The organism is Planktotalea sp. (assembly GCF_018607965.1).
GTDB lineage: Bacteria > Pseudomonadota > Alphaproteobacteria > Rhodobacterales > Rhodobacteraceae > Planktotalea.
Window position 1 is genome coordinate 1 of record NZ_JABBAM010000049.1, and the last position, 10984, is coordinate 10984.

General features: G+C 53.7%; 11 protein-coding genes and 1 pseudogene. 5 read left to right on the forward strand and 7 right to left on the reverse strand.

The annotated features are described in order from the left end of the window. The 3 genes from QZ279_RS04570 to QZ279_RS04580 form a co-directional block, all read right to left on the reverse strand. The coding region (locus QZ279_RS04570; protein ID WP_293448550.1) for an EI24 domain-containing protein at positions 1-494 on the reverse strand (494 nt) is incomplete at its 3' end. Next, positions 491-1069 (reverse strand): nitroreductase family protein, encoded by a 579-nt coding sequence (locus QZ279_RS04575; protein ID WP_293448573.1) that lies wholly within the window; start codon positions 1067-1069, stop codon positions 491-493. The genes QZ279_RS04570 and QZ279_RS04575, both read right to left, overlap by 4 nt. Before the next feature lie 55 nt (positions 1070-1124). After that, positions 1125-2231 (reverse strand): class II histone deacetylase, encoded by a 1107-nt coding sequence (locus tag QZ279_RS04580; RefSeq protein WP_293448553.1) that lies wholly within the window; start codon positions 2229-2231, stop codon positions 1125-1127. A 135-nt stretch (positions 2232-2366) separates the two neighbouring features. On the opposite strand from QZ279_RS04580, the gene QZ279_RS04585 reads away from it, so the two are divergent. The 4 genes and pseudogenes from QZ279_RS04585 to QZ279_RS04600 form a co-directional block, all read left to right on the forward strand. Continuing rightward, positions 2367-3107, forward strand: a complete 741-nt coding sequence (locus QZ279_RS04585; protein ID WP_293448556.1) for a M48 family metallopeptidase — start codon at positions 2367-2369, stop codon at positions 3105-3107. After that, positions 3107-3490 carry a YigZ family protein gene (locus QZ279_RS04590; RefSeq protein ID WP_293448559.1) on the forward strand — a complete coding sequence of 128 codons (384 nt, stop codon included), beginning with the start codon at positions 3107-3109 and terminating at the stop codon, positions 3488-3490. Before QZ279_RS04585 ends, QZ279_RS04590 begins: the two co-directional genes overlap by 1 nt. Before the next feature lie 51 nt (positions 3491-3541). Beyond that, positions 3542-5161: a long-chain-fatty-acid--CoA ligase gene (locus tag QZ279_RS04595; protein WP_293448561.1), complete on the forward strand. Its 1620-nt coding sequence runs from the start codon at positions 3542-3544 to the stop codon at positions 5159-5161. Continuing rightward, positions 5158-5469: pseudogene (locus tag QZ279_RS04600) on the forward strand (NUDIX hydrolase); the annotation flags it as partial. The gene QZ279_RS04595 and the pseudogene QZ279_RS04600, both read left to right, overlap by 4 nt. Positions 5470-5518: 49 nt before the next feature. On the opposite strand, the gene QZ279_RS04605 reads toward QZ279_RS04600, so the two are convergent. The 4 genes from QZ279_RS04605 to rimO are packed head-to-tail and all read right to left on the reverse strand — an operon-like array spanning position 5519 to position 8019. Next, the gene (locus QZ279_RS04605) at positions 5519-5695 is read right to left on the reverse strand and encodes a hypothetical protein (protein WP_293448576.1); all 177 of its coding nucleotides are present in this window, start codon (positions 5693-5695) and stop codon (positions 5519-5521) included. Between the two features lie 44 nt (positions 5696-5739). Next, positions 5740-6153, reverse strand: coding sequence for a hypothetical protein (locus tag QZ279_RS04610; RefSeq protein WP_293448563.1), 414 nt, complete (start codon positions 6151-6153; stop codon positions 5740-5742). Between the two features lies 1 nt (position 6154). Continuing rightward, positions 6155-6592, reverse strand: coding sequence for a hypothetical protein (locus QZ279_RS04615; protein WP_293448565.1), 438 nt, complete (start codon positions 6590-6592; stop codon positions 6155-6157). A 35-nt stretch (positions 6593-6627) separates the two neighbouring features. Further along, positions 6628-8019, reverse strand: coding sequence for a 30S ribosomal protein S12 methylthiotransferase RimO (gene rimO / locus QZ279_RS04620; protein ID WP_293448567.1), 1392 nt, complete (start codon positions 8017-8019; stop codon positions 6628-6630). Positions 8020-8156: 137 nt separating this feature from the next. Here rimO and QZ279_RS04625 point away from each other — a divergent pair, with 137 nt between their 5' ends. Then, the gene (locus QZ279_RS04625) at positions 8157-10937 is read left to right on the forward strand and encodes an AsmA family protein (protein WP_293448570.1); all 2781 of its coding nucleotides are present in this window, start codon (positions 8157-8159) and stop codon (positions 10935-10937) included. Positions 10938-10984 lie beyond the last annotated feature (47 nt).

A 10984-nucleotide genomic window follows, 5' to 3' on the forward strand; every position in this document is an offset into this window, starting at 1 on the left:
TCCCGCCCCAGCAAAAACCCGTTCAGCGCCCAAAAGATGAAGATCGCAGCGAATGGCATCATTATATATAGTGCAATCGCCAGTATATTTGCACCGATCAAAATGCCGAGGAAATTCACAGTATCCCGCAGCGATTCATAGAACGGCACGCTCTTCACAAGGGGCAGTGTCGGGAAATGCTTGGCCTCTACCGCCGACGCAACTTCGTCCAAGAACAACGATGTGATCGCAGAGGCAACGGGAACCATCAAGAACATCGACAAGAACAGCATGAGGAAGAGCGATCCCCATCCGAGCAAATCACCGATCCACGTGACTTCGCCAATAATTGGTAGGCTTAGATTGCCATCAATCGCTTCGTTCATTGTCGTTAGGAACAGCGCGTAGAATCCCGCCAGCAACGCAATCGTCAGCGTAACGCCAAGGAAAAGCACACGGCGAAATCGTGGGTCGCCCATTTGACCGATGGCTTTGAAGAACGACGATAGGATCATGCGTCCACCCATGTTGTAATAGCATCCAAATCTGGGCGCGGACGTTCTGGCGGCGCTGCTTTTTCAGTCCCGATATGGATGATGCCGGCAACACGTTCTTGCGCGCTTAGGCCCAGACCTGTTTCTACAAAATTACGATCATGAGATGGCCAACCAGACAACCAGTTTGCACCCCATCCGCTGGCAAGCGCTGCATTCAACAATGCAAGACATGCCGCACCTGCCGAATAGATCTGCTCAATCGCGGGCACCTTTTCAGAGGGCTTTTGCGCTTCAACGACGACCACGGCCAATTCACCCGTCACAAATTGTGCAGCGCCTTTTTCTGTCTTCTCGCCATCATACCCAAGCGCTTCACCACGCTCGCGCGCAAGCGCTGCCAAACGATCCATCGCAGCACTTTGAAGTACGATAAAGCGCCACGGCTCTAGCTTGCCATGATCTGGGGTACGGCCCGCCGCGGTCAAAATCGGCAGTAATTCTGCGTTGCTGGGAATTGGCCTCTGCAAAGACTTTGCAGGACGCGACCGACGCGAGAGCATAAACGCCATGGCGGCTGGATTTGGATCAGGCACATGCGCCTCCTTGTTGTTGAGCGCTACATCATCACGAAACGGTGCAAATTCAACCTCAAAGGCCCAGCGCATCCCGCATTAGCGCAATCTCACCACTGACGAAGGTCTGATGTGGCAGCCCCGGTTGGCGTATAAGGTTTTGGGGTTCCATGGGATCAGCCGCTTCAATATCGCTGCCACTCATCTCTTGCATCACAGCGTGACCACAGAACGGAACATAGACTTCAGAATACCCCCCTTCATGGGTCATCATAAGGCGACCTTCGCAAACGTCATCCGCAAGCGCCATCACCTGACGTGTCATTTGGCGGAACGTATCCGCAGTCGCCATCATACGCGCCAAAGGATCAATCGAAGTGGCGTCATATCCGCAGGCGATGACAATCACCTCGGGCTGGAACGCGCGGACTTGCGGGATCACAATGGCTTCCATCACTTCAAGATAACTTGCGTGTCCAGCACCAGGCGGCAGCGGAATATTCAGATTGCACCCCTCGCCAGCACCAGATCCGCGATCCTTAAAACCGCTGGTTTCAGGTGGGAAATTATTCTCTTGATGGATGGAGATTGTCAGAACGTCAGAGCGATCATAATAGATCGCTTCGGTTCCGTTCCCGTGGTGCACATCCCAATCAATGACAGCAACGCGCTTTGCGAGACCACCTGCTAAGGCCGCCTCAATTGCAACGGGAATATTAGCCAACAAACAAAACCCCATGGGCGTCTCTGACAAGCAATGATGCCCTGGAGGGCGCGACAAAGAATAGGCGTTTTTCAATTCACCTTTTAGAACAGCTTCCAAAGCGGCCTTGGCCAATCCCGCAGACATAGCGGCGATATCATAACCACCCGGCCCGAAGGGGCAGCGTAATCCAATCTCACCACCACCCGCATCCGACATTTCCTTAAACGCATCCAAGTAGCTTGCGGGATGAACACGCAGCAGATCCTCGCGCGTCGCAGGTGTAGCACCCCGCATCGCCAATTCCTTGGACAACCCCGTCATATCCATCAGGTTCTTGAACCGACGCTTGCTTTCCGGGCTTTCAGGCAGGCCACCGTTCACCATGGGTTGCACCAAACCACCCACAGGAAACGTGCTGGCGTAGTTGCCGCCTGAATGCCAAAAGCAGCTTTCGTCCCAGAAAAATCCTGTACGCATTGTCGTCCCCCTGTTTGAGATCAGCTTAGGCAACCCAGTGCCCACATGACAAGCCCCTCGAATTCGTGACTGGTAATAGGAAACCGGCGCGCCTATCTTATTGTCAATAAAATGATCATTTGGGCAGACATTAAAATGACAATTCGACTCCTTGCGCCGCTTCTCTTTCTGAGTCTGAGCGCCTGTATCTCAACTGGTCCCTCGCAACCAAGCGCACCCAGCGCGCCAACCCAAACAGCACCCGCCCCAGCCCAAGCAACAACACCCGCAACATCACTGAGCGCAGAGCAAGCGGCACGCCAATTCGTCAGAGTTGTCCAAACCGTAGAGCCCATTGCAGAGGCCGAATGCCGTGCGCGCACAACAGATATGAACTGCGATTTTAATATTGTGGTTGATGATCGCCCCGGCCAAGCGCCAAACGCATTCCAAACCCTCGACAAAGCGGGTCGTCCCGTTCTGGCCTTCAACATCCCGCTGATCGCAACCGTAAAGAACGCAGATGAGCTGGCCTTTGTAATGGGGCACGAAGCCGCCCACCACATCGAGGCGCACCTAGCCCGTCAACAACGTAATGCGACGACAGGTGCAGTGATCTTGGGCGGACTTGCGGCCCTTACTGGAGGTGGTGAGCAAATCATTCAAACCGCGCAGAAAGTCGGCGCAACTGTTGGTGCGCGCGGGTACTCTAAAAATTTCGAACTTGAGGCCGACCGTCTGGGTACGATCATCACGCATAAGGCAGGATATGATCCTATACTTGGCTCTGCATTCTTCACTAAGATCGCAGATCCGGGCAATACCTTCCTTGGTACACACCCACCCAATGCCGCACGCATTGACGCGGTTCGCCAAACAGCCGCCACACTGAACTAATGTTCCAAATTGCGAGCGTCGTCACAGATCGCGGCTCAAAATACGCGGTCAGCGGTGCGCCTGCGCATTCCAAAGCAGACGCACTTGCGCTCATCAAAGAGCTCAAGCGCAATAAGCGTTTTGCAAAGGCCACGCACAACACATGGGCCTTGCTGTGTTCAGATGGCAGGCCGATCAAGAACGACGACGGCGAAAGTGGTGCAGGCGTGATAATCCTGCGCATGTTAGAGCGCGCGAAGCTGCAAGATCACCTGATTGTCGTCACCCGCTGGTACGGCGGCACGCTTTTGGGCGGTGATCGGTTTCGCCGCGTACAGGATTGCGTGAACGCCTATCTTGAACAGGCCCCAAATCTTCCTCCGATGACGTTGCAAAACGATTGACAAAAACGGTGTGCCGTTCACTTTGATCCCAAACCTTGAGAGGGGACGAATATGCTAGGTCAAATGATGCAAGGCCACTTGCTAATCTCAACACTGATTGATCACGCCGGCACATATCACGGTGCAACAGAAATCACGTCCGTGGAAACCAATGGCACTGTGACGCGTTCCAACTGGGGCGAGGTGCATCACAATTCTAAAAAGCTGGCGAGTGCGCTTACCAAGATGGGCCTCGCTCCATCTGCCCGTTGCGCCACCATCGCATGGAACAACCGTCGCCACCTTGAGATCTACTTTGGTGTCTCTGGCGGGCAATTCGTTTGCCACACGATCAACCCCCGTCTTTTTCCCGAACAACTTGTCTACATCGTGAACCACGCAGAAGACGAAGTGATCTTCATCGACGCGACCTTCCTGCCGCTTGTCGCCGCGTTGAAGGACAAGATGCCCACGCTGAAAGCAATCGTTCTGATGGGCGCACGTGATGAAGCCGCGTTAGAAAGCATCCCAGAACTGCAATTCTACGACGAGTTGATCGAAACGGGCGATGACGACAACACTTGGCCCGACTTTGACGAAAACACGGCGTCCAGCCTGTGCTACACTTCTGGCACGACAGGCAATCCCAAGGGAGTTTTGTTTTCCCACCGTTCGACAATGCTTCACAGCTTTGCAGCTGCCCTTCCCGATTGCATCGGCTTTTCCGCGCGTGACATCATCTTGCCCGTCGTTCCCATGTTCCACGTCAACGCGTGGGGCACGCCCTACGCCGCGGCCATGGTCGGTGCGCAATTGGTTATGCCGGGTCCGGGACTTGATGGATCAAGTCTATTGAAACTGATCGACGCCGAAAAAGTGAATATTGCGCTGGGTGTTCCCACGATTTGGCAGGGTCTTTTGATGGCTGCTAAGGAAACGGGTAGCACGCTTGAAAGTCTACAGCGCACAGTCGTCGGTGGTTCTGCTTGCCCGCCCTCAATGATTGATACGTTCCGCGATGACTATAACGTCGATCTGGTTCACGCGTGGGGCATGACCGAGATGAGCCCGCTTGGCACCTCTAACCAACCCCTCGCAAAACACGCGAAGCTATCGGTTGAGGCCCAAAACAAACTACGCGAAAATCAGGGGCGCCCGCCCTACGGGATGCAGTTGAAAATCGTTGACGATGCAGGCAACGAACTGCCCAATGATGACACAGCACAGGGTGATCTGTTGGTGCGTGGCCCTTGGGTGATGTCGGGTTATTTCCGCCCGGAAAAAGACGACGGTCTGCGCGATGGGTGGTTCGACACCGGCGATGTCGCGCGTATTGATGAAGACGGCTACATGACAATTTGTGACCGCTCCAAAGACATCATTAAATCAGGCGGCGAATGGATCAGCTCGGTTGAGCTTGAAAACATCGCAGTCGCACATCCCGATTTGTTGGAAGCTGCTGTTATTGGTGCCGCCCACCCCAAATGGGATGAACGCCCGATCTTGGTTGCCGTCAAAGCAATAGGTGCGGATCCAAAGCCAGAAGACCTAATCGCCTTCTTTGATGGCAAGATCGCCAGCTGGCAAAAACCGGACATGGTTGTGTTCACAGACACGCTTCCCCGCAATGCAACAGGCAAGGTCCTAAAGCGCAATTTGCGTGAAGAGTTCGGTCAGGTCTTGATGGGATGACACCACAAGAGCGCGATTTTGGCGGTGCAAAAATTGTCCTGCATTGCGAAGGCGCGCTCTTAACCTATCTGCGTGATGACAAACCGAGCATTCCTTTCCCGGGGCTTTGGGATTTACCCAGTGGGGGTCGCGAAGGACGTGAAACGCCCCAAGACTGCATCCTGCGCGAAACCTACGAAGAATTTCAGCTGAGCCTCACCAAAGATCGCATCACTTGGGGGAAATTTTACCCCAACAGTCTGCATCCAAAAACCGTCAATTGGTTTTATGCCGCCCAAATTTCAAAGGACGACATTCAAACGATCTCTTTCGGGCACGAAGGTCAGTTCTGGCGGATGATGCCGATTCAATCCTACATCACGCACCCAAAAGCGGTCCCCCACTTGCATGTGCAATCGCGTCTTCTTCGCTCTCAAACGTCGGATCAAAGGCGAACGCTAATTTGACGCTGTTCACGACTTCAACACGCCATGCATTGCCTGTCTGTTCTGTTACAATCTGAAAACTGTGACCTTCAACAACGATATCTTTCATCTGCGTGCTCCCATTTGCATTTCCACCACTGCTATCCGCAAATGTTATTGCGTCGCAAGGAAGCCGCCGATTTCGTCAAATGTACCGCCTGATGGCGAACGATGAGTCAAAGCGACGGTGCCAACCGCTTCGTTCCCTGTTGCGCCACCGATCAGGCCGACAAAGCTACCCGTTGCAGGGTTCCAAAGAACTTGCCCATTCACAATCTGTCCGCCACCTGTAACGCCTTGGAAAGACCCATCCGCGCCCAAGCTGGTTTCTTCCAACACGATTGTACTAAGCGGGTTAACAACATCCGCTGTATTATCTGGCCTCAGCCTGAATAGTCTATTCGTAATGCGCCTACTGACCGTACTTGCAGCAAAATCCACATCCAATTGCGCGTCGCCATTGATACGACGCGTAGTCGTAAATCCCGCATAGTCCCCATTAAATTGCGCGCTGCCTATAAGTGGCATCTCAGAAGGCCCCGTTCGACCAAAGCTTGCGAGGTTCTAAAACATTTCCTGCGGTGCCTCCAGAATAGATGACAACCTGCGTTCCTTCACCGTCTGCAAAATACGCGTTGTGAATGCCCCCGACGTCCCACATCGCAAACATTGACCTAAAATCTGCTGTGCCAAAACGGTTCATCTGCGCATTCAAATCCAGTGCAGAGATCGTGAAAATCTGTGACGCGTTATCGAACGCAACGCTGGTAATGTCCCCACTCAGCTCTCCAAAGCTGCTCGCCAAACTCACGACCGTCGCCACATCTTCTGTCGGCTCTTCAACGAGCGCGACACCAGGGCATCCAACGGTCGTACACGTGTTCGTAACGACGGGATCGTTTGTCTTGCTAGAGCAAGCAAAAAGGAACGTGCCGGACAGGCAAATGAATAAAATGCGTAAAACCATGCTTATTTGGGTACGCAAGTTTGGTTAGCGAATCCTTAACGGTCTAAAACACCCCAAAGATCGTACTCACCTGCTTCATCGACAGTTACCGTAACGATGTCACCAACGTTCAGGTTTTTAAAACCTTCATCAATGAACAAATTACCATCAATTTCAGGCGCGTCCGCTTTGGTTCGACAGGTCGCGGCGTCCTCGTCAATCTCGTCAATTATCACGTCCATGCGCATGCCGACTTTGGCCTCTAATTTGGCCTCGGAAATAGCTTGTGCCTTTTCCATAAAGCGATCCCAGCGGTCTTGCTTCACTTCGCTGGCAACGTGATTTTCCAACGCGTTGCTGCGCGCACCATCGACGTTCTCGTATTGAAAACATCCCACACGATCAAGCTGGGCTTCGTCCATCCAATCAAGCAGCGTTTGAAACTCTGCCTCTGTTTCACCCGGATAGCCGACAATAAAAGTCGAACGCAGAGTGATATCAGGACAGGTTGCGCGCCACGCTGCAATTTCATCGAGCGTTTTGGAACCCGCCGCAGGGCGCGCCATACGTTTCAACACATCAGGATGTGCGTGCTGGAACGGAATATCCAGATACGGCAGCAAGCCATTTTCTGGATCAGCCATCAAAGGAATCAATTCACGCACGGATGGATAGGGATAGACGTAATGCAGACGCACCCATGCACCCAGCTTACCCATTTCGCGGGATAGATCGGTGATGTGGCTGCGTACGTCGCCATCTTTCCACAGATTTACATCGTACTTGCGATCCAAACCGTAGGCCGATGTGTCTTGCGAAATCACCAGCAATTCTTTCACGCCACTCTCAACCAGCTTTTCCGCTTCGCGCAGAACCGCATGGGCAGGGCGCGACACAAGGCGGCCGCGCATGTCGGGAATGATGCAAAACTTACACTTGTGATTACAGCCCTCGGAAATCTTGAGATAACTGTAATGGCGCGGCGTCAGCGACACGCCCGAAGCAGGTAAAAGATCAACAAAGGGATCAGGGGACGGCGGAACCGCTGTGTGAACCGCGTCCAAAACCTGCTCATATTGATGCGGGCCTGTAACGGCCAGAATGTTGGGGTGGTGTTCGCGGATGTAGTCGGGTTCCGCGCCCAAACAGCCCGTCACGATCACTTTGCCATTCTCTTGCAGCGCCTCACCAATCGCATCAAGGCTTTCTGCTTTGGCGCTATCAAGGAAGCCACATGTGTTCACGATGACAGCGTCCGCACCCGCATAATCAGGCGAAATGCCATACCCTTCGGCACGCAGTCGCGTGAGGATGCGTTCGCTATCAACCAGCGCCTTAGGGCAACCAAGGCTGACCATACCAATACGGGGCTGACCGGCACGCGCGACGTCAGGCAATTTAACCGACGGTGCAAGATCAGGGCGAAGCGAAGGAGGGTTCTGTGTCATAGCGCGCTCCCTACACCCCCTTGTGCGTTTTGAGAAGAGCAGGAACAAACCCGCTTGTGAAACGTTGGGACGCGCAGCAGCATTGCAGGGGACGCAAGCTGCGCATACGATGCAAAGAAAATGGGCGGAGCAGGCCAATGCGTTTCTTGATCAGATTGATCGTTATCCTTGTTATAGCGGTTGTCATCGCTATCGGTGGTCTTTTGATGCTGCCGGGCGAACGGATCGCGCGCATCGCAGCCGATCAGATAAGCAAACAAACGGGACGCGCCATTTCGATCAGTTCGCAAACGTCCATTAGCCTGTACCCTATTCTTGGCGTGACGACTGGCCCTGCCAGTATCGGTACTGCGGATTGGGCTGAAAACGGACCTTTACTAACTGCCGACAGCCTTGCGATTGGGATCGACGTGCCAGCGCTTTTGACGGGCACGATCCGCGTTACAAAGTTAGAAGCCAACAGCCCCCGCATCGTGTTGGAACGCAGTGCAGACGGGCGCGCGAACTGGGAATTTTTTGCGCAAGATACGTCAGCAGCACCAGCACCCCCGACATCTGGGGAAACCGCTGACGGACAAAGCTTCGATTTCTCACGGGAACGCGCTTTGATCTCGAACGCCTCCTTACGGTATGTCGATGCCGGCACAGGCACCGATCAAAGCTTTAGTGACGTTGATCTTGATCTCAGCTGGCCTTCTTCTGACGGTGCCGCCATTTTGGCCCTTGGCATCACACCGTTTGGTGAACGCTTGGAATTGGATGCCACCGTTGCTGACGTCCTTGGATTGACCGCAGGGGAACAGACCGTCATCTCAGGTACATTAAAAGCAGCAGGGTCCGATCTAAACTTTGAAGGGATCGCATCAATCAAGCCCGAGGCGGCGATGCAAATTGATGGCACCATTCCCAAAGCAGGCGCAGTGCTGCGTGCCTTGGGTCAAGACCCCGCCGCCCTTGGGTTGGCATCTGATTTTGACCCGAGTGTCACGATCAGCAGCCAAGTTAGCTTTGATGGAACACGCCTTGCCTTGCAAAAAATGGCGCTTGGTCTGAACGACAGTACGCTCTCGGGCGACGCCGATATCGTTCTTGCACTGGGCGCGCCGCAGATCACTGCCAAGCTTACTGCAAACATCAAAAGTGCGGGCCAGTTGATGACCATGCTGGGCCAAGCCCCTGCAAAGTTCGGAATTAGTCCCGCGTTCAATCCTGATCTTGCCAGCGCAATCACGCTTTCCACGAATGGCAGCAATGTCAGTGCAAAGCTGCGCGATTTAACCGCATCGCTTGAGAATGCTCAGGTTTCGGGACAAGCAGATGTCGCGCTTACAAATGGCGTGCCTGATGTAACAGCAGACCTTGCAGTGAACTTGTCGAACGTCGCGCGCAGTGCTGAATTGCTGGGGCAACCACTTAGCAATTTTGGTCTGTCCTCAAATGCCAAGCCCGCGATCAAAACCAATGTCACCGCGCGGGTCCAAGGCAGCAGCGTTACCGCCAAGCTTAACAATCTTGCTGCCTCTATGGCCGGCGCGAGCGTGACTGGCGCAATCGATATCGCCCTTGCGGGTGCGCTACCTGCCGTGTCTGGCAACATCAAAGCGGCAATTCCAAACACCGCGAACCTAATGACGGCGCTGGGTCAAAGTGTGCCATCTATTCCAAAGGGACTTGGCCAAGCTATCAATATCACCACTGGCCTATCGTTCAAATCTAACCAGCTTGATCTATCCGGCCTGACAGTTTCATTGGATCAAAACACGCTAAGCGGGGCCGTCTCTGTCGGGCTAGACAGTGCTATTCCAAATATCAATGCAACGTTGCAAGCAGGTGATTTGGATCTCAGCGCGCTGTCTTCTGATAGTGGTAACACCGCAAGCGCCCCTACTGGGACCGGCTGGTCAAAAGATCGGATAGACGCAAGTGCGCTTGGCTCGCTCAATGGCAACATCGAGCTAAAAGCACGCTCTATTAACCTTGGTACGATCAAGTTGGGCGCCGCTGATCTTGGCGTAAACATCGACCGTTCGCGCGCAGTTGTCTTGATCAACGATCTGGCCGCGTATCAGGGTCGTTTTGCTGGGCAAGTCGTCGCTAACAATCGCAACGGGCTATCTGTTGGTGGTGATCTACGCGCCAATTCAGTTGCCCTTGGCCAATTGCTGCGCGCCCTTGCGAGCATCGACAAGGTCGAAGGGAACGCCAATTTGAACCTGTCATTTCTAGGGTCTGGTAGCTCAATCGACGCGATTATGCGGTCGCTTAGCGGTCAACTAGCTCTCGCAATCCCACAAGGCACCATCGCAGGGATCGATCTAGAAGGGTTGATCCGTCAGGGCAACGCAAACGCCAGCCTGACGCAATTCCAGAACATGAAAGCCAACGGCGTGATCAACGGCGGCATTCTACGCAACGACGATCTGGGCGTGTCCACGGGCCGCGTTGATGTGAAAGGCGAGGGTGCCATCAATCTAGGTGCACAAACCATGGACTATCTGGTGACGCCTATTGCTAAAGAGGTCGGCACCCAAGATCGTGTGGAAATTCCCGTGCGCATCAAAGGCCCGTGGTCCGACCTGAAAATTCGCCCCGACCTTGCTGCTGCACTGAACCTAGAAAACGAGCGTAAAAAGCTTGAAGATCAAGCGCGTCAAGAGATTGAGCGCGAAAAGCAAAAACTGAAAGACCACGCTGATGCAGAAGCTGCAAAACTGCGCCAGCAAGCACGGGATGAAGTTAAAAAGGTAGAAGCCCGCGCGCGTAAGAAATTAGAGGACGCCGCCAAGAAGGCCGCTACAGATACTGCGAAACGGTTGAACCTAGATAAAGTGCGTCAGCAACAGTTAGAGAATGCTGCCAAGCAAGGCTTGGAGAATGAAGTCCGCAAAGGACTTAAGAATCTATTGGGCGGCAACTGATTTGGGGTCCACTGACGGATAAAGGTCGGACATCAATTTTGAGCGAC

Bases quoted from the DNA above. Each gene is read 5' to 3' on its own strand.
- QZ279_RS04580 (WP_293448553.1), bottom strand. From the start codon at position 2,231: ATGCGTACAGGATTTTTCTGGGACGAAAGCTGCTTTTGGCATTCAGGC.
- QZ279_RS04585 (WP_293448556.1), top strand. From the start codon at position 2,367: ATGACAATTCGACTCCTTGCGCCGCTTCTCTTTCTGAGTCTGAGCGCC.
- QZ279_RS04590 (WP_293448559.1), top strand. From the start codon at position 3,107: ATGTTCCAAATTGCGAGCGTCGTCACAGATCGCGGCTCAAAATACGCG.
- QZ279_RS04595 (WP_293448561.1), top strand. From the start codon at position 3,542: ATGCTAGGTCAAATGATGCAAGGCCACTTGCTAATCTCAACACTGATT.
- QZ279_RS04605 (WP_293448576.1), bottom strand. From the start codon at position 5,695: ATGAAAGATATCGTTGTTGAAGGTCACAGTTTTCAGATTGTAACAGAA.
- QZ279_RS04610 (WP_293448563.1), bottom strand. From the start codon at position 6,153: ATGCCACTTATAGGCAGCGCGCAATTTAATGGGGACTATGCGGGATTT.
- QZ279_RS04615 (WP_293448565.1), bottom strand. From the start codon at position 6,592: ATGGTTTTACGCATTTTATTCATTTGCCTGTCCGGCACGTTCCTTTTT.
- rimO (WP_293448567.1), bottom strand. From the start codon at position 8,019: ATGACACAGAACCCTCCTTCGCTTCGCCCTGATCTTGCACCGTCGGTT.
- QZ279_RS04625 (WP_293448570.1), top strand. From the start codon at position 8,157: ATGCGTTTCTTGATCAGATTGATCGTTATCCTTGTTATAGCGGTTGTC.